18 protein-coding genes are annotated in these 18235 nt (G+C 65.1%); 10 read left to right on the forward strand and 8 right to left on the reverse strand.

The features are described 5' to 3' along the window. Positions 1 to 9: 9 nt before the first annotated feature. Positions 10 to 981 (reverse strand): Bug family tripartite tricarboxylate transporter substrate binding protein, encoded by a 972-nt coding sequence (locus B2246_RS03095; RefSeq protein WP_008647515.1) that lies wholly within the window; start codon positions 979 to 981, stop codon positions 10 to 12. 141 nt (positions 982 to 1122) lie between these two features. Between B2246_RS03095 and B2246_RS03100 the strand changes: the two genes are divergently transcribed. The 5 genes from B2246_RS03100 to B2246_RS03120 all read left to right on the forward strand — a co-directional run bounded on the left by B2246_RS03100 (position 1123) and on the right by B2246_RS03120 (position 6097). Next, positions 1123 to 2013 (forward strand): LysR substrate-binding domain-containing protein, encoded by an 891-nt coding sequence (locus B2246_RS03100; protein ID WP_035883489.1) that lies wholly within the window; start codon positions 1123 to 1125, stop codon positions 2011 to 2013. Positions 2014 to 2203: 190 nt separating this feature from the next. Beyond that, entirely contained in the window at positions 2204 to 3385 is a 1182-nt protein-coding gene (locus tag B2246_RS03105) for a CaiB/BaiF CoA transferase family protein (protein ID WP_008647518.1), read from the forward strand. A gap of 66 nt (positions 3386 to 3451) precedes the next feature. Beyond that, positions 3452 to 4195: a FadR/GntR family transcriptional regulator gene (locus B2246_RS03110; RefSeq protein ID WP_008647521.1), complete on the forward strand. Its 744-nt coding sequence runs from the start codon at positions 3452 to 3454 to the stop codon at positions 4193 to 4195. Continuing rightward, positions 4192 to 5016, forward strand: a complete 825-nt coding sequence (locus B2246_RS03115; protein ID WP_286881770.1) for an enoyl-CoA hydratase — start codon at positions 4192 to 4194, stop codon at positions 5014 to 5016. Before B2246_RS03110 ends, B2246_RS03115 begins: the two co-directional genes overlap by 4 nt. Positions 5017 to 5113: 97 nt before the next feature. Beyond that, positions 5114 to 6097, forward strand: coding sequence for a Bug family tripartite tricarboxylate transporter substrate binding protein (locus B2246_RS03120; protein WP_286881769.1), 984 nt, complete (start codon positions 5114 to 5116; stop codon positions 6095 to 6097). A gap of 34 nt (positions 6098 to 6131) precedes the next feature. Here the strand turns inward: B2246_RS03120 and B2246_RS03125 are convergent, their stop codons facing one another. Together B2246_RS03125 and B2246_RS03130 are read right to left on the reverse strand one after the other, a co-directional pair. Beyond that, positions 6132 to 7055: a DMT family transporter gene (locus B2246_RS03125; protein ID WP_286881768.1), complete on the reverse strand. Its 924-nt coding sequence runs from the start codon at positions 7053 to 7055 to the stop codon at positions 6132 to 6134. Further along, entirely contained in the window at positions 7052 to 7741 is a 690-nt protein-coding gene (locus tag B2246_RS03130; protein ID WP_286881767.1) for a pyridoxamine 5'-phosphate oxidase family protein, read from the reverse strand. The genes B2246_RS03125 and B2246_RS03130 overlap by 4 nt, the downstream gene beginning before the upstream one ends. A gap of 92 nt (positions 7742 to 7833) precedes the next feature. Between B2246_RS03130 and B2246_RS03135 the strand changes: the two genes are divergently transcribed. Further along, a complete protein-coding gene (locus tag B2246_RS03135; RefSeq protein ID WP_286881813.1) occupies positions 7834 to 9303 on the forward strand; it encodes a PLP-dependent aminotransferase family protein in 1470 nt (489 codons plus the stop codon). 56 nt (positions 9304 to 9359) lie between these two features. Here the strand turns inward: B2246_RS03135 and B2246_RS03140 are convergent, their stop codons facing one another. After that, positions 9360 to 9845 (reverse strand): universal stress protein, encoded by a 486-nt coding sequence (locus B2246_RS03140; protein WP_008648886.1) that lies wholly within the window; start codon positions 9843 to 9845, stop codon positions 9360 to 9362. Positions 9846 to 9889: 44 nt separating this feature from the next. Then, entirely contained in the window at positions 9890 to 10306 is a 417-nt protein-coding gene (locus B2246_RS03145; RefSeq protein WP_035883494.1) for a chemotaxis protein CheY, read from the reverse strand. 309 nt (positions 10307 to 10615) lie between these two features. Between B2246_RS03145 and B2246_RS03150 the strand changes: the two genes are divergently transcribed. Further along, the gene (locus B2246_RS03150) at positions 10616 to 10987 is read left to right on the forward strand and encodes a TraR/DksA family transcriptional regulator (protein WP_286881766.1); all 372 of its coding nucleotides are present in this window, start codon (positions 10616 to 10618) and stop codon (positions 10985 to 10987) included. A 136-nt stretch (positions 10988 to 11123) separates the two neighbouring features. On the opposite strand, the gene B2246_RS03155 is transcribed toward B2246_RS03150, so the two are convergent. Continuing rightward, positions 11124 to 12791 (reverse strand): class I adenylate-forming enzyme family protein, encoded by a 1668-nt coding sequence (locus tag B2246_RS03155; protein ID WP_286881765.1) that lies wholly within the window; start codon positions 12789 to 12791, stop codon positions 11124 to 11126. Positions 12792 to 12902: 111 nt separating this feature from the next. Beyond that, positions 12903 to 13865 (reverse strand): cyclase family protein, encoded by a 963-nt coding sequence (locus tag B2246_RS03160; protein ID WP_008646776.1) that lies wholly within the window; start codon positions 13863 to 13865, stop codon positions 12903 to 12905. Positions 13866 to 14218: 353 nt separating this feature from the next. On the opposite strand from B2246_RS03160, the gene B2246_RS03165 reads away from it, so the two are divergent. From B2246_RS03165 to B2246_RS03175, 3 genes are all read left to right on the forward strand, one after another. Beyond that, the gene (locus B2246_RS03165; RefSeq protein ID WP_008646773.1) at positions 14219 to 14608 is read left to right on the forward strand and encodes a cupin domain-containing protein; all 390 of its coding nucleotides are present in this window, start codon (positions 14219 to 14221) and stop codon (positions 14606 to 14608) included. Between the two features lie 62 nt (positions 14609 to 14670). Next, positions 14671 to 15654 (forward strand): Bug family tripartite tricarboxylate transporter substrate binding protein, encoded by a 984-nt coding sequence (locus B2246_RS03170; RefSeq protein WP_008646772.1) that lies wholly within the window; start codon positions 14671 to 14673, stop codon positions 15652 to 15654. A gap of 12 nt (positions 15655 to 15666) precedes the next feature. Then, complete coding sequence (locus B2246_RS03175; RefSeq protein ID WP_008646771.1) at positions 15667 to 16839, forward strand: acyl-CoA dehydrogenase family protein; 1173 nt, start codon at positions 15667 to 15669, stop codon at positions 16837 to 16839. A gap of 447 nt (positions 16840 to 17286) precedes the next feature. Here the strand turns inward: B2246_RS03175 and B2246_RS03180 are convergent, their stop codons facing one another. After that, positions 17287 to 18162 (reverse strand): NAD(P)-dependent oxidoreductase, encoded by an 876-nt coding sequence (locus tag B2246_RS03180; RefSeq protein WP_286881764.1) that lies wholly within the window; start codon positions 18160 to 18162, stop codon positions 17287 to 17289. Positions 18163 to 18235: the final 73 nt, after the last annotated feature.

Here is an 18235-nt window from a genome sequence, read left to right on the forward strand (position 1 = left end):
GGCGGTCGATTATTGGGCGGTCAGCCGGGCTTTGGCGATGACCTGGTCCCAGCGGGCTTTCTCGCCGGCAATGAATGTCGTGGCGGCGTCGCGGGTGTTACCAACCGGCGTCATGCCCTGCTCGGCGAGCGCCGAACGGAATTCCTGCGATGCAACGATCGAGCGGATGTCGGCATTGAGCTTGTCGGCGATCGCGTCGGGCACTTTCGCGCCGACCGCGACCGTGGTCCAGGATGTGGCAACGAAGTTCGGCACGCCGGCCTCGGCGGCCGTTGGCACCTGCGGCAAGGCCGGCAGCCGGGTCTTGCCGGTCACGGCCAGCGCGCGCAACTTGCCCGAGCGGATGTACCCGAGCGTGGTTGGCGGGTTCTCGAACATCATGTCGATCTGCCCGCCCAGCAGGTCGGCAATGGCCGCGGAGCTTCCCTTGTACGGCACATGGGTCAGATGCGCGCCGGTGGTGACCTTGAACAGTTCGCCGATCATGTGCACCGACGATCCGACGCCGGCCGAGCCGAACGTCATGCCATCCGGGCGCTTTGCCGCCGCGTCGACGAGTTGCTTGAGGTTCGTTACCTGGATGCTCGGGTTGACCAGAACGACGTGCGGCATCTCCGCGAGCACGGTCACCACCTTCAGGTCCTTCGACGGGTCGTAGTTCAGCTTCGGATACGTGCCGTAGGTGGCGTGCAGGCCGATGGAGCCGAGCAGCAGCGTGTAGCCGTCGGGTGCGGCGTCGGCTACAGCCTTGCCGCCGATATGACCGCCCGCGCCGGGGCGGTTCTCCACGACCACCGGCTGGCCGTACAGCTTGCCAAGCTTGTCCGCCAGCATCCGCGCCTGCAGGTCCGAGCTGCCGCCCGCACTGAATGGCACGATCAGGCGCAGTGCGTGGTCGGGGTATGCGGCATGGGCGATGGCCGGCACGACCGTGCCCAGCAGTGCGGCAATGAGGGGCAGGCAACGGGAAAAGCGTGGCATTCGATGTCTCCGGGATGTTCTGTGGGCGTGGCTACGATGGCAGGAGTGTAGGCGCGGGCAGCCATGCCGGATAATTCAAATTTGCGCGGACCCTATACGCTGCTGATATACACTCGGTGACCCCCATCGAAGCCCGTCCATATGCCGCGCGCGCCAACTTTTCGTGAAATCGAGGTCTTTCGCGCCGTGATGCTGAGCGGCACCACAACGGCCGCCGCCGCCATGCTGCACACCACGCAGCCGTCGGTGAGCCGGGTGCTGGCGCAGATGCAGACCGGTACCGACCTGAAACTGTTTGATATGGAAAAGGGCCGGCTGCGGCCCACGCCCGAGGCGCAGCGGTTGTTCGAAACCGTACAGGGGCATTTCCAGGGTCTTGCGCGTATCGGCCAGGAGGTGCATCTGCTGCGCCGTTCCGGCACGGGCCTGCTTCGGCTCGGCTGCACGCCAACGCTCGGTCTGGGGCCGATGCCCGGTATCGTGGCGCGCTTTATCGAGCGGCATCCCGATGTATCGGTGGACCTGCAGACCGTCGGCAGCCACCAGCTTGGCGAAGGGCTGCTGCACGGACGATTCGATCTGGTGCTGGCCACGGGGCGGCTCGACCATCCCCAGTTCGATATCCGCGTCATGCACCGGTCACCCGCCGTATGCGTGATGCATCCCGGGCACGTCATGGCATCGCGGCGGCGGATTCGCGCGGCGGACCTGTCAGGCCAGCGGCTGCTGACCCTGAACGCGGACGACGAACTGAGTGTTGCGCTCTGGCAGGCGCTGCACGAAGCCGGGGCGGAACCGGCCGCGACGCTGCAAACCACTTATTCGAGCACGATCTGCCGGCTTGCGGCCGAGGGGGCCGGCATCGGTATCGTCAATCCGTACGCCGCGCGCGTGTTCGGCCAGGCCCTGACGGTGGTGCCGCTGGTGCCGGCGATCGCCGTGGAGGTGCGCCTGGCTCATGCGGGCCACCTCGCCAGTTCGCGGCTGACGGAGGTCTTTGCCAGCCTGGTGGCCGAGGGGCTCGAGGCTTAGGCGTTCTGACGCAGAGTGGGGCGGGCGCGCTTCCGCCATCTCGGCATTCTCTTTCCTGATTCGATCTGCAAACCAGTCATGAGCGGGTTAACCCCGTTTGCTCCCTATAGTTTTACAGATAGGATGTCCAACATCCTACTTAACAACATCGGCAATCCGCGAACGCCGAGCAAAGACATTGGAGACAACTGTGGGATCTGGACCGCTTTCCCGTTTCACCGTGCTGGACCTGACGCGCGTGCGTTCGGGCCCGGCTGCCGTGCGCCAGTTTGCTGACTGGGGCGCGAACGTCATCAAGATCGAAGAGCCGGGGCTGGCGCCCGACGATCGGCCCGGTGGCTCGGCGCAGGTGGCTGACTACCAGAACACGCATCGCAACAAGCAGAGCATCACGCTGAACCTCAAGCACCCCGAAGGTCGCGCGCTGTTCCTTGACCTCGTGCGCAAGGCCGACGTGGTGGTGGAGAACTACCGTCCCTCGGTGAAATTCAAGCTCGGCATCGACTACGAGTCGCTGCGCAAGGTGAATCCGCGCATTGTCTACGGCAGCGTTTCCGGCTTCGGCCAGGATGGGCCGTATCACGACCGCCCGGGCCTGGACCAGATCGCGCAGGGCATCTCGGGGATGATGTCCGTGACCGGCGAACCCGGGCGGGGACCGATGCGCGCGGGTATACCGGTTGCCGATCTGACCGCCGGCCTGTTCTGCGCGATCGGCGTGATGGTGGCATTGCTGGAGCGCGAGGTATCAGGGCAGGGGCAATGGGTACAGACCTCGCTGCTGCAGTCGCAGCTGTGGATGATGGATTTCCAGGCAATGCGCTGGCTGATGAATGGCGAAGTGCCGGGTCAGAGCGGCAACGATCACCCGACCAGCAGCCCGACCGGCGTCTTCCCCACGGCGGACGGTCACATGAACATCGCCGCCATGGGTAACGACATCTTCGCCCGCCTTTGCAATGTGCTGGGCGCGCCCGAACTGGTGCAGGACGAGCGGTTCCGGACCGTGCCGCTGCGCGCGCGCCATCGCGCGGCGCTGGGCGCGGAGATTGCCGAACGCACCCGTACCCGCACGACGCAGGAATGGATCGCGCGCATGAACGAGGAAGGTGTGCCGTGCGGCCCGATCCTCAATATGAAGGAAGCATTCGCCGATCCGCAGGTGGAGCATCTGCGCATGAGCCAGCCCATCGATCATCCGACGCTCGGGCCGATTTCGGTCGTAGGCCAGGCGGTGACGCTGAGCCGCACGCCGATGGGGAAACTGGCGCCGGCTCCGGAAAGCGGGGAACACAACCTTGACGTCTATCGCGCCCTGCTCGGTCTGGACGCGGCGAAGGTCGAGGCGCTCGCCGCGCAGGGTGTCATCTGATTGGGCGCTAACATATCCGGCATGAATGTCCCCGACACCGGGGCGCAAGACATGACGGAGATTCAGATGAAGGCCCCATTCGATACCGAAGCCCGCGGATTCACGAGCCTGCGCCGGCCAGACAACCTGCCCGACGAGATCGCGCACCAGATTCGCCAGCGCATTCTCAACGGCTCGCTGGCGCATGGCCAGCGGTTGCCCACGGAGCACGAACTGGCCACGGCGTTCGACGTGAGCCGCAATGTCGTGCGGGAGGCCATCGCACGGCTGAAACTGTCGGGCTACGTGGAAACGCGGCGCGGCACCGGCTCGTTCGTGGCCCACGGTATCGGGCAGCGCAATTTCGAGATCGTCACCGATGAACTGATGGAGAAGGATGCGCTCGAGCATGTCTTCCAGTTGCGGGTCGAGATCGAATCGGGCGCGGCGGCGCTGGCGGCGATGTATCGCACGGACGCGCAACTCGAGGCATTGCGCGTCGCGCTGGCGAAGGTCGACGAATCGGGCGGGGATCTGGAGAAGGGCACGGATAGCGCGCTCGATTTCCACCTTGCCGTGGGTAACGCCACCAACAACCCGTACTTCATCCGGTTGATGGCGCATCTGAGCCATGTATTGCACGACGCCGTGCGCACGCTGCGAACCGGATCGACGGGGACGGCGCGTATCGCGGAAGTCGAGAACGAACACCACGCCATCTTCGATGCCATCGCGGCTGGCGATGCGGAAGCGGCACGCACGGCCATGCGCCGGCATTTGACCAACGGAATCGAACGACACCGGGCCAGACGGCCAAGAAAGGCAACATGAACAGCACACGCATTCTGGAAGGCGAAGTTACCGATGCCCTGCTCGTGGAGAAGCGGGGCAACACAGGCTGGATCACCTTCAACGATCCCGGGCGCCACAACGCCGTCTCCTTCGACATGTGGGCGGCGGTGCCCAAGGCGCTGGCAGCATTCGAGCAGGACGACGACATCCGCGCGGTCGTGCTCACCGGCGCTGGCGAACGTGCTTTCGTGAGCGGCGCCAACATTTCCCAGTTCGACAAGCTGCGCTCGGGTGACGAAGCCGTGGCGGCCTACGAGCAGGTTGCAGAGGCCGCGCAGCTCGCGCTCTACGACTATGCCAAGCCCACGCTGGCACGCATCAAGGGTTATTGCATCGGCGGCGGGATGAACATCGCGCTGTGCTGCGATATCCGGATCGCATCGGCCGACAGCACCTTCGCGATCCCGGCCGGCAAGCTCGGGCTCGGGTACCGGCTGACCGCTATCCGCAACCTGGTGACCACGGTCGGGGCGGCCAATGCGCTCGAGATCTTCCTGACCGCGAATCGCTACGCGGCTGCCGAAGCCAAGGCCCTCGGACTGATCCATCACGTGACCGATACACCGGATACGGCGGACCTCGATGCCGCGCTCCAGGTCCGCCTCGACCAGATCGCCGGGAATGCGCCGCTGACGCTGCGCGCCGGCAAACGCATGATCCGCCAGTTGCAGCAGCTTGGCCCGGAAGTCGATATCGCGGCCATGCAGCAACTGGTCATGCAGTGTTTCGCCAGCGACGACTATCGCGAAGGCAAGCGCGCCTTCGCTGAAAAACGCAGTCCGGTCTTCACCGGGAAGTAGCGCGCGTCCCGGGAGACCGGGACGGCCGGGAGCCCACCGCTCCCGGCAGTATCGCCGCGCCGGACGTGGCGAACATATAAAACTACAGGAGACATGTATGAACAAGAGGCCGATTCTTGCCCTCGCAGCGGCGATGATCGTGGGCGGGCTGGGCATGGCGCAGAATGCTGCCGCGCAGTATCCGCAGCAGCCCGTCAAGATCGTCGTGGGCTACGCGGCCGGCGGTACCACGGACATCCTGGCACGGGCCCTGGCCGAGCAACTGGCCGCCGAACTGAAGCAATCGGTGATCATCGAGAACAGGCCCGGCGCGGCCGGTAATGCCGCCGCCGCGTACGTGCAGCAATCCGCGCCCGATGGCTACACGCTGTTCATGGCGACGGTGTCGAGCCACGGCATCAACCCGGCCCTGTACAAGAAATCGCTTGGCTACGATCCTGTCAACGGATTTGTGCCCATCAGCATGGTGGCATCGATCCCGCTGGTGCTGATCACGACCCCAAACCTGCCGGTGAAATCGGTGCCCGACCTGGTGGCACTGGCCCGGCAGAAGCCGGGTGAACTGAACTATGCGTCGAGCGGGAACGGATCGCCGGTGCACCTCGCAGGCGCCATGTTCGCCCAGGGTGCAGGTGCCAAGCTTGTGCATGTGCCGTATCGCGGCGGGGCGCTTGCCAATACGTCGGTGATTGCCGGCGAAACGCAGATGAGCTTCGCGACGTTGCCTGGCGCGTTGCCTCAGGTCAAGGCGGGCCGGCTGCGGGCCATTGCAGTGACTACCCGGGACCGGTCCGCGCAACTGCCGGATGTTCCTGCCATGCGTGAAGTACCGGGGTATGGCAACTTCGAGATCAATACCTGGAACGCGCTGCTGGCGCCGCGCAATACGCCGCAGCCGATCATTGATTCGCTGAACAAGGCAGTTGGCAAGGCGATGGCCTCGCCAAAGCTGGTGCAGCGCTTCAATGGCGAGGGCGCGACGCCCGTCGCCAGTTCCCCGGCCGATCTCGGGCGGTTTATCCAGGCGGAACTGGCCAAATGGGCTGGCGTCGTGGGTGAGCTGAACGTGAAGGTCGACTGACGGCGCCGGGGACAAAGGGGGATAAAGGGGGACATCACCCCCTTTGTCTTCCTCCACCCATCGTCCCTACCCCGATCCCACCCAGAATCAACCCCATAGCCATGATGAGCTGCAGCGAGATGGGTTCGCCGAGCGCGATGGCCGAACACGCCACGCCGAACACCGGCACCCCGAGCAGGCCGAGCGATGTCGTGGCCGCGGGCAAGGTCCGGTTGACGGTGTTCATGGCCCAGTAGGCCAGGGCGATGCCGAAGAATCCGCCGTAGAGCAGCAGTCCGGCCAGCGACGGTTGCCAGTCGACCTGCGGCATGCCGTCCAGCAGCAGCGCCAGCGGTATCAGCAGGCAGGTGGCCAGCAGCGCTTGCCAGAACACCAGCTCGAACGGTGGCGTGACCCATTTGTGGGCGCGGACATACAGAATGCTTATCGCCCAGCAAAGCGCGGCAAGCAGCACCAGGCCATTGCCGAGCACCGCGTTCCGGTCGCGCCAGTCGAACGCCAGCGGGTTGAAGATCAGCAGCAGGCCCAGCAGGCCGAGGCCGACGCCGGCAAGGCGTCTGACGGTCATGGGTTCGCCGAGCATCAGCCACGCGCCGGGCACCACCCACAGCGGCGTGGTGTAGGCCAGCACGGCGGAGCGTCCCGCCGCAACGTACTGCAGTCCGATGCTGGCAAGCACGGAGAACGCCGTCATGTGCAGCACGCCCACGCTCAGGATGACGGGGATGTCGCCTCGCTTGGGCAGCACGAGGCGTTTGCGCACCACGCAGATCACCAGCAGCGCGGCAGCGCCCACAGCGGAACGCAGCGCTACCACCCAGATCGGCGGCAGGTACGCCAGCAGGGCCTTGCCGACGGGCCAGTTGATGCCCCACGCCAATGCGATGCCGGCCAGTAGCAGCCAGGCCCGCTGCGCATCCGACGCCGGCATCGTGCTGCGGGTGGTGCCGGTGGTCACGGCGAGACCGCTTCAGCATCCGTAGCGCTGGCGGATGCCGTCGATGCCCAGGCGCGCACATAGTCAGGCGTGCCCGTGGGCGCCGCATCGGTCAGCGGTGCCAGCGGCTGCAGCGCCATGGGCAGCACGCCTGCCCAGACCGGCCGGTCCATGTCGGCTTCGTCGTCCGCCGGACCGCCCGTCCGGATCTTTGCTGCCGCCTCGTCGAGCGGAATGCGCAAGACGGTCGTGGCAGCGAGTTCGCTGGTATCGCCCGGACGTACCTCGTGCGAGCGTCCGGGTGCGATGCGTTCGACGAAGGCGTCCAGTGCCGCTGCTTTCGCCGGACCTTCCACCGCTTCGAAGCACCCGTAGATGACGGCCGACCGGTAGTTCATCGAGTGATGAAACGCCGAACGCGCCAGCACTAGCCCATCCAGATGGGTGATCGTCACGCAGACCTGCGCGCCGGTGGCCGCGAGCTTCAACATGCGACTGCCGTTGGAGCCGTGGATGTAAAGGTGATCGCCCTCGCGCCAGCACGCGGTCGGGATGCAGTGGACGCCATGTTCGTCCGCAAACGCCAGGTGGCAGACGTAGGCGGCATCGACGATGGCGTGGAGGGTCGCGCGATCGTAATGGCCGCGTCTGGCGACACGGTGGATGCGGGTGCGGGGCGAAGGCGGCTGGGTATTGGTCGCGGTCATTGCGGGACGTCCTTTGGTTGGGGATGTGTCCACGATAGGCAAATCGTGGCACCATGCGTAGACCCACAGTCATCAATGTTCATGGAGCCACGATGGATTTCGGCGTGCTGTTGTCGGCGTTCGAGCGTGAAGCCACGCCGTCGGCGTCAGGGCGAATGCCACGGCAATACCAGCTGTATGCCTGCCTGCGGACGGCCATTCTCAGCGGCAAGATCGAGGAGGGCACGCGACTGCTGCCCACGCGCGCGCTGGCCGATGAACTCGGCATGGCGCGCAATTCCGTGCTGTATGCCTACGAGCGTCTTGCCGCCGAAGGTTTCGTCACGGGCAGCCGGCAGGGCACCGTGGTGGCGCGTGTCGGGCTTCAGCACACCCCGGCGAGCGTGCCCGAGGCGCCGCCGGTGTTGTCGCGGCGCGTGGCGGGCATTATGCGGCCGGGCGATGGCATGGATGACCCGCTGCCGTTCCTGCCCGGCACGCCGGCGTTGGACGCGTTCCCGCTGGCGCAATGGCGGCGCCATCTCGAACGTGCCTGGCGCAACATCACACCGGCGCAACTCGGCTATATGCCCGTGGCTGGCAACGTGGCGCTGAGACAGGTGATTGCCGAGTACCTGCGCGTTTCGCGCGGCGTGCGCTGCGATGCGTCGCAGGTGTTCATTACCGATGGCACCCAGAACGGACTGGACCTGTGCGCGCGGCTGCTGGCGGACGCCGACGATATCGCCTGGATCGAAAACCCTGGCTATAGCGGCGCGCGTAGTGCGTTCCAGGCGGCCAATCTGCGGCTGGTGCCGATCCCGGTCGATGCCGATGGGCTTGCGCCTCGTCCGCAGGACTGGACCGAGACACCGCCCAGGCTCATCTACATCACGCCCTCGCACCAGTACCCGCTAGGCGCGGTGATGAGCCTGGAGCGGCGACTGGCGCTGGTGGCACAAGCACGTGCCGCTGGCGCGTGGATCGTCGAGGACGACTATGACAGCGAATTCCGGCACCAGGGAACGCCGCTTTCGGCGGTGCAAGGCCTGGCCGAGGATGCGCCGGTGATCTACCTTGGCACCTTCAGCAAGGTGTTGTTCCCGGCGCTGCGGATCGGTTTCATGGTGGTCCCGCCGGCATTGGCGCCGGTGGTCCACCGCACGGCCGGCGCGCTCATGCTGCGCGGACGGGTGGCCGAGCAACTCGCGTTGGCATCGTTTATCGAGGCGGGGCATTTCACGCGCCACCTCAGGCGGATGCGGCAACTCTACGCCGCCCGGCGTGCCGCGCTGCACGATGCGATGACGCGTCATCTGCAAGGGCTGGTGACGGTTTCGGGAGGCGCGGGCGGCATGCACCTTTCCGCCCGACTGGACGTGCCGGTGGCCGATACCGAAGTCAGCCGCATCGGCCGCGCGCAAGGGCTGGTGCTGCGGCCGCTGTCAAGGTTCTGTCTGCCGGGCTCGGCGCCGGCCTACAACGGCCTGGTGCTCGGATACGGGGGCGTGCCGGCGGAGCGGATGGATGGTCTGGCCCGTCAGATCCGGGAGGTCATCGAAAGGGCCTTGCTGGAGGCATAGGAGGCGTAAGAAGCGCGGGAGGTGCGGTGAGTCCCGTCCCGCGCGTTCCCACAGCCTTACTTCTGGGCGACCGGACGTTCAGCGGTCCTGGCGGGAGAGTCGTCACGCACCAGGACAACGGGGACCGGGCAATCGCGTGCCAGGCTTTCGGCGACGCTGCCAAGCAGCATGCGCTTCAAGCCGTGCCGGCCATGCGTGCCGATGACGACGATATCGGCGCTGCACGTTCGCGCATAGCCGTTGACGCGGTCCGCGATGTTGCCCATCGTTGCCAGATCGTCGATCAGGGTTTCGTGATGCTCGAGCCCGGCAGCCGCGGCGATCTCGCCAGCTTCCTTGAGAAGCGATTCGCCTGCAGCCGTCAGCTGTGGGCGTAGTTCGGTGAAATCGCCATAGCCGAAGTCGTACTGCAGGAAGCTGTAGTCGATGACGTGCAGGATCTCGAGCTTGGCGTGAAACGCGCTGGCAAGGCCGACGGCTTCGTTCAGGGCGCGACGCGCGCAGTGGCTATCGTCGACGGCGACAAGAATATGCTGGTGCATGATGGGCGTCCTCATGGGCAGTGGGGCAGTGGGGCAGTGGGAATTCATGCGGTTACCTTTCGGTGTTGCCGCGCCGCGCTCGCCATGGCGAGCAGCAGGTTGCGTAGTTCCACGATCTCGAGCGTCTTGTCGAAGCAGTGGGCCACGCCAGCCATCAGGCACGCGCGGCGCATCTGGGGTGTGCCCTCGTTAGCCAGCACGATCAGCGTGCTGGCCGGCAAGGCGATCGCGAGCGCGCGAATTCGCGGCAGGGGTGTGTTCTCTGTGGCGTTCAGGCCGATCAGCACGACATCCGGCTGGAGGTCTACCAGTTCCGTTTGATGGGCTTGCGCATCGTGTCCGGCGCCGGCCACACGTAGGCCGTCCAGGGACGCCAGCAGGCGCAACTGCCTGCGCCTGACGGCCGGCGTTCTTTCGACCAGATACACAGTTAGTCGGTCGGTGTCTGTGCGCGAAATCATTGGGCGAGTATCGCGCCCGCCGGTCGCTCGCGGAAGCAGGGTGCACTGAGAGTGGCGTCAGTCCTGTCGCGTGGATTGTCAGGTTTTCCTGACGGAGCAGGCTGCCGGCGTGCGTAACGGGCGGATAGCGACACGTCAAGCCTCCGCGATGCCTGCGAGGCAGTCGCGGCGCTGGCAATATGTCACGAGCATCACCGGATACCGCCGTCATTCTTGATCTGGGAGCAGATGGGTAGGCACGCCGAGGCATATCTTGAAAAGGTGCCCCCCTGGGCATTCTGCTTCTCACACCCTACAAGGAGCTTCTCCGTGAATGCACTGACTTCCGCACAATTTGCCACTTTGGCCGCAATGCTCGACGCGGAAGAAGCCCGCGCGCGTGCCGCACTGGGTACCGGCGCCTCGCCGCGCGCCCCGCTGGAGCGGCAGGATCCGGGCGACAAAACGGACGTCGCGGATCGGGAGATCGGTCAGCGGCAGGCCGATGTGATGCGCGAGCATTACCGCGTGGAACTGGAAGACATCGCGGCCGCGCGCGGCAGGATGACGCTCGGCTCCTATGCGATTTGCCGCGAGTGCGAGGAGCCGATTCCATTCGAGCGACTGCAGGCATACCCGACGGCAAAACGGTGCATGGACTGCCAGCGTGAGCACGAGCAGAAGCGTCGCGGCAGGTCCTGACCACGCAAGGATGGAGGATTTCCCTGGGGGGACGGTGGCCGATGCATGGATTCAGGAAGCGTGCTACCCGATGGCGATCGAGTAGCACTCGTCCACGACCAAAACCAAGACCAAGACAAAAACCAAAACCCGATGATTACCCCCGCAGCTCCCGTCGCAAGATCTTGCCGGTAACGGTCTTGGGAAGCTCGTCCATGATCATTACCAGGCGGGGATACTTGTACGCCGCCATCCGGGCCTTGCAGTACTCCGCCAGTTCTTCTGGCGTGACGCTCGCCCCTGGCTTGAGGCTGACCACGGCTTTCACCGTCTCGCCACGGTAGGCATCGGGAACGCCAACCACGGCGGCTTCCCGCACGGCGGGATGGGTGTACAGCACGTCCTCCACCTCGCGTGGCCAGACCTTGTAGCCGCTGGCGTTGATCATGTCCTTCTTGCGGTCCACGAGGTAAAACCAGCCGCGTTCGTCCATGAACCCGACATCCCCGGTGCGGAAGTAACCATCGACGATGGCCTTGGCGCTCTCCTGCGGCTTGTTCCAGTATCCCGGCACGATCATCGGCCCACGCGAAATGATCTCGCCGACTTCGCCAACTGCCATCGGTTTGCCCTCGTCGTCGCCAATATACGACTCGACGTTGTAGGCCGGCACGCCCACGGCAAGGGTGCCGGAGGCCGGGTCCACGGGCGCCTCGACCCCGCGCGGCACCACGTGCGTTGGCGAGTTGGTCTCGGTCAGGCCGTAGCCGTTGTGGATGTAGTGGCCGAAGCGTTCGCGAAACGCCTCCACCACGCTGGGCGGAATCGGCGCGCCGCCGGAGTAGATCTTGGTCAGCGACGCGAAGCAATCGCGCGTGGCATTTGGGTGGTTCATCAGTGCGATGAACACGGTGATGGCGCCGATGGTGAAGGCGGGGCGATGCTCGCGCAGCGTGTCGAGCATCACGCCCGGTTCGAAGCGACAGGCCAGCACCAGCGGAGCGGCGCACATGAAGGCGGCGCCGATATGGCCGATCAGCCCGGTGATATGAAACAGGGGCGCGACGCCGAGGATGGGCTCTCCTTCGCCCAGCGTGATCCAGTCGCGGTAGACCTGGGCGTTGAAGGCTACGTTGCCGTGGGTGTTCATCGCGCCCTTGGGCACGCCGGTGGTGCCGGAGGTGTACACCAGCATGGCGATGTCGTTCGGCCCCAGCGCCACTGGTGGAGGATGGCGGCCGGCGTTGGCTGCGATCACTGCCGACAGCGATTCCGCGCCCGGTGTTTCCTGTCGGCTCGCATTGGCGAACAGCCGTGGGTCGTGGCGCTGCTGGTACTCCAGTTCGGATGTCGTCATCACCAGAGGCAGCACGCCGTTTTCCGCGCTGGCTTCTTCCGCAAGCAGGGGGCGGACGATATCGACGTAAAGGGTCTCGGAGCAAACCAGCAGGCGAGCGCCCGAGTCCGCCAGGATCACGCGCAGTTCGCGCGCGCGATTCATCGGGTTGACGGGCACGGCAACGGCGCCCAGTTTCCACGCCGCCACCAGGGCGATGACGAACTGCGGGACGTTCTGCAAGTAAATGGCGACGCGTTCTCCGCGCGTGATGCCACGGTCTTGCCACGCGCAGGCGAGCGCGTCGGATTGCGCGTCAAGCTCGGCGTAGCTCAGGCTGCCGTCGAAGTAGAGAATGGCTGGCTGCGACGGCGCGCGCGCTACCGCGGCACGGAACAGACTCAGCGCGTCGGTGAACTCGGGCGTGATCGCGTGGGGCTTGCCCGGCTCGTAGCTCGACAGCCAGGGCTTGCGGTCATAGGGCGTCATGGTGTCTCCGGAAGGTGGAACGGCGGCGCGCTATGCGTGCCGCCGCGTGGCAGGGTGCGTCCGTCGTATTCAAGCAGGCGGACGCATGGGTGGACGAACCCCTGCCTCCGCCTACTTGATGACGACCGGATTGACCGGTGCTCCACTACCGTTCACGACCTTCAGTGGCGCTGCGGTATAGAGAAAGCTCCACTGCCCGTCGTCAGCGCAATCCGTGGCCAGCGGGTCAAGCTGCGCGATTTCCGTCAGCGTCACGCCGAGGTTGCGCATCAGCGCATTGTGCAGTGGCAGCGCCACGCCCGAGACCGGGTCCACCGTGACCTCGTTGGCGATGGTGTCAGTGACCAGGTTCGGAATTTCCATCTTGTGGAACCACTCCACCAGTTCGGGGCTGTAGGTCAGACCCGGCTCGATGAAGTTCTTGTAGAACTCGGCCTGATCGCGCTCGTAGAAGGAGCCGATCCAGCCGGTGCGGATGATGACGATGTCATGCTTTTCGATACGCACGCCCTGCATTTCGGCTGCGGCCAGCAGGTCGAGGTGGGTGAAGGTCTCACCGGGATCGAGCACGGCCTTGCCGCGATGGCGCGCCATGTCGATCAGCACGCCACGGCCGACGATGCCGCGTTCGGCGATGGGCAGCACGCTGGCTTTTTCCATGCCGCCGATGGTCGACTTGGCGTCATAGCCGTTCCAGAGCTGGTCGCCGTACCAGACATGGCCGAGGGCATCGTACTGGGTGGAGCCTTGCAGGTACATGATCATCATGTCGTCCGCGTACTCGCCTTGCCCCGGGAAGATCGGCGCCTTGCCGCACAGGTAGTGGCCCTTGTCCATCACGTTCAGACGACGTGCCTGCGAGCGGCCGGGCCAGACCGGATCCCCCTTCGGGTTGCCCATCTGGATCTGCAGCGTGAAGGTCTTGCCCGAGCGTACGGCTGCCACGCCGCGCAGCACTTCGGCCTGGGTCAGGTAGTTGAGCGAGCCGACTTCGTCATCGGGTCCCCATTTGCCCCAGTTCTTCGGCGCGTCGCGCAGTAGTTCGGCCACGTGCGGAACGTTCTTCGATTCCATGCATTGTCTCCTTCCGGTTGCACTTCGAGGTCGACCCGGATGCAAGCGTCATGACGATGGCTCATGGCGCGGATGCACCAAGCGAATAAAACTGAACGGTCATGCTTTTTTTGTGAGAGCAGTCTAGTGCACGGCGCGCGGGCAGGCCAAGGGAGGAATTTGATCCTGGCGAATCAGGGCTCGTGGCTGCCCAGGTTTGCGCGCCCACGTGGGGCGCTGAGACGTCAGATCCGGAGCAATCCCTAGTTGACGGCATTTTTCATGGGGATAAAATCCGTTTCACAAACATGAAAATAGAGTCTGACCGACGTGGACTGTGCTCGGTCGGGCTCGAAGTTGGAGACAGCCCACCCATGACCGCATCACCCGTCTACTTCGTTCGCACCGAGGACGTCGCCGGATATCACCCCGCCAATCACGTCGGCACGCTGAATCGCCGCATCATCGGCCGCGAAAACGTCGGCGCCACGCAGCTTGAAGTCATCCACGGCACCATCGAACGGGGGAAGGGCGCGTTGCCCCATGCGCATCCCGGCATCGAGCAGGTCTGTTATGTCCTGGAAGGGCGCGCGCGTGCCGAGGTCAATGGCCACGCGCAAGAGCTTGGTCCTGGCGACTGCTGCTTCTTTCCGGCGGACGCGATGCACGTATTCACGGTGATCAGCGACGAACCGGTCAAGCTGCTCGTCGTCTATGCCCCGCCGTATGAAGAGTCGCCCGATCGCGTGATCCGGCCCGAGTGAGCACACAGTACGCATCGAAGCGTGGCGGCGCCCGCCGCCGACAAGAAAACCGAGGAGACACCATGCCCAATTTCCGCATGCGGCGCACGCTGGCCGTTGCCATCCTGGCGTTGCCCGCTGCCGCGATTTCGCTGCCGGCGAGCGCCAATGACGCCTACCCAAGCCGGCCGATCCGCCTGGTCGTGCCATTTGCGGCGGGAAGCGGTACCGATGCGGTCGCGCGCATCACGGCAAAGGAGTTGGGCGATGCGTTGAATCAGAACGTGATCGTCGACAATCGTCCGGGGGCGAATGGCGCGATCGCGGCGGAGATCGTCGCGCAGGCCGCTCCCGACGGCTATACGCTTTTCATGACGACGAACACGACGCATTCGGCCAACCCTTCCCTGATGAAGAAGCTGCCGTACGACCCGATCAAGGACTTCACGCCGGTCGCGCGCATGGGCAACCTGCCGTTCATGCTGGTTATCAATCCGAAGCTGCCAGTCAAGACCGTCGGGGAACTGATTGCCTATGCGAAGTCGCATCCGGGCATGTCATACGCCAGCGGCAACAGCACCGGCATCGTGTCGGGCGCCACGCTGGCCCGTATGGCTCATGTCGATCTGCTGCACGTGCCATACAAGAGCACCCCGCCGGCCATGACCGACGTGATCGCGGGTCAGGTGCCGATGATGTTCGTCGACGTGGCCGCTGGCATCGCCAACGTCAAGGCGGGCCGGATGCGGGCGCTGGCGGTGACCACGGCGCAGCGCAGCCGGCTGTTGCCGGACCTGCCTCCGATCGGGGATACACCCGAGTTGAAGGGGTTCGACATCACGTCGTGGAATGGCGTTTTCGCCCCGGCAAAGACGCCGCAGCCGATCGTCGACCGGTTGAACCGCGAGTTGTCGAAGATCGCCGCGAGCAAGGAAGTGGCCCCCAAGTTCGAAGCGCTTGGTTTTGAAGCCTTCGGGCAGACGCCGCAGCAGTTCGCGGGCTTTGTGGGCAGCGAACTGGTGAAGTGGAACAAGCTGGTGAAGGACGCCGGCATCCAGCCGGAATAAGAGGACACAAAGATGAACTTCGAAAGGACACCTGAGCAGAACGCGATCGTCGAGGCCGTGACGCAGCTTTGCAGCGATTTTGGGCCCGAGTACTGGGCTGAACTCGACCGCGAGCACAAGTTTCCCGAGGCTTTCCATCAGGCGATGGCCGGCGCGGGCTGGCTGGGCATTGCCATGCCCGAACGGTTCGGCGGCGCGGGGCTGGGGATCACCGAAGCGGCGCTGATCATGCAGACGGTCTCGGCGTCAGGTGCAGGCTTCTCCGGGGCATCGTCGATCCATATGAACGTGTTTGGCCTGAACCCGGTGGTGGTATTCGGCACCGAGGCCCAGCAGGCCGCCGCGTTGCCGCCGCTGATCGCGGGGCGCGACAAGGCATGTTTTGCCGTGACCGAGCCCGACGCCGGGCTGGATACCACGCACCTGAAGACGCAGGCCGTGCGCACCGCCGATGGCAGCGCCTATCGCGTGGACGGCCGCAAGATCTGGATTTCGACGGCGCAGGTGGCATCGCGCATGCTGCTGCTGGCGCGTACCACGCCGCTAGATGCAGTGGCCAAGCCGACGCAGGGTTTGAGCCTGTTCTACACGACGCTGGACCGGAACCACATCGAGGTACGCGAGATCGACAAGATGGGGCGGGGCGCGGTCGATTCGAACATGCTGTTCATCGACGGCCTGATGGTGCCCGCCGAAGATCGCATCGGCGAGGAGGGCCGTGGCTTTGAGTACATCCTGCATGGCCTGAACCCCGAACGCATCCTGATCGCCGCGGAATCGGTGGGCCTGGGCCGCGCCGCGCTGGAGGCGGCCACGCGCTATGCACGCGAGCGCACGGTGTTCGGGCGGCCGATCGGCCAGAACCAGGGGATTCAGCATCCGCTGGCCCAGGCGTGGATGGCGCTGGAAGCGGCCGACATGATGGTGTGGAAGGCCGCCTGGCTCTACGACAATGGAAAGCCGTGCGGCGCCGAGGCGAATGCGGCGAAGTACCTGGCCGCCGAGGCCGCGCACCAGGCTTGTCAGACCGCTGTGCTGACGCTGGGTGGCATGGGCTATGCCCGGGAGTATCACGTCGAGCGCTATCTGCGCGAATCCTATATCCCGCGTATCGCACCGGTCAGCGCGCAGCTGATCATGTGCCATATCGCCGAGCGGGTGCTGGGATTGCCGAAGTCCTACTGAGCATTAGACGAAGGCCGAGGATCAGGCGGACGGAGAAATAAAGAAGCCCTGGTGCGCGACGCACCAGGGCTTGGCGATGGTGTGACTCCCACGTACCGCATCATGCCGCCCGTCGCATCAACCCGCAGTGCCATGCCGCGATGACGATGTATTGCCATCGCCGATGGCTGCCGCAAGCGGAGAACAGCAACTGGCGCCATGGTGCGGCGCGTGGCGGCATCTCCATCCCATCTACGGACGATGCCGCGCCGTCCTGACCGACCCTGCCCGCCGACCAGGAAGCGGAAACCTCCATCACGCATCTAGCATAGGAGTGGGCCGGGCGCTCACCATTCGGGCGCCTGCTGAAAGCGGTGTAGGTGTTTGTCGGACGGTCAGACGGTCGGACGGTCAGTCGATTCCTGTCTCGACACGGCAGGCACCGCGCGCCCAGTCACGGGCCACGGGTCACGAACGACGCAGGCGCTTGATTAGCGACGAGGTGTCGTCTCGCGAGCCTCCCATTTGTTGCAGGTCTGCATAGAACTGGTCGACCAGCGATGTGACTGGCAGCGTGGCGCCATTGCGGCGGGCTTCGTCCAGGCACAGGCCCAGGTCCTTGCGCATCCAGTCCACGGCGAAACCGAAGTCGAATTTGTTCTGGAGCATCGTCGGGCCACGGTTTTCCATCTGCCACGATGACGCCGCGCCCTTGCTGATAACGTCGAGCACCACGCGCATGTCCAGCCCGGCGTGCTCGCCAAACGCGATGGCTTCGGAAAGCGCCTGCAGCAGCCCGGCGACGCTGATCTGGTTGACCATCTTGGCCAACTGGCCGGCCCCGCTCTCTCCGATGCGGGTGACGGCGCGCGCATAGGCGGCGATGACGGGCTCGGCGCGCTGGAATGCTTCCGGGTCGCCCCCGCACATGATGGTCAGGATGCCTTGTTCGGCGCCAGCCTGTCCGCCCGAAACTGGTGCATCGACGAAATGGCAGCCGCGCTCGCGTGCGGCCGCGTGCAGTTCGCGGGCTACGCTGGCGCTAGCAGTGGTGTGGTCGACGAAGATAGTGCCTGGCGCCGCGTGCTGGAACGCGCCATCTGGCCCCGTCATGACCGCGCGCAGGTCATCGTCATTGCCAACACAGGCACAAACGATGTCACAGTCGACTGCGGCCAGCGCCGGCGTCGCTGCCTGTTTGCCACCATGCTTGCCAAAGGCCTGGACCCAGCGCTCCGCCTTGGCTGCCGTACGGTTGTAAACGGTGACGTCATGGCCCTTGGCGGCCAGATGGCCGGCCATGGGGTAGCCCATGACGCCGAGCCCGAGGAATGCAACCCGCATGACTTTGCTCCGTGACTTCGAAGAGAGGCAAGAGTATAGGTCGTTTGCGGGCAGTGGCGGTCGATGTCAGAAT

The sequence above is a fragment of the Cupriavidus sp. UBA2010 genome, assembly GCF_002335265.1.
Lineage (GTDB): Bacteria > Pseudomonadota > Gammaproteobacteria > Burkholderiales > Burkholderiaceae > Cupriavidus > Cupriavidus metallidurans.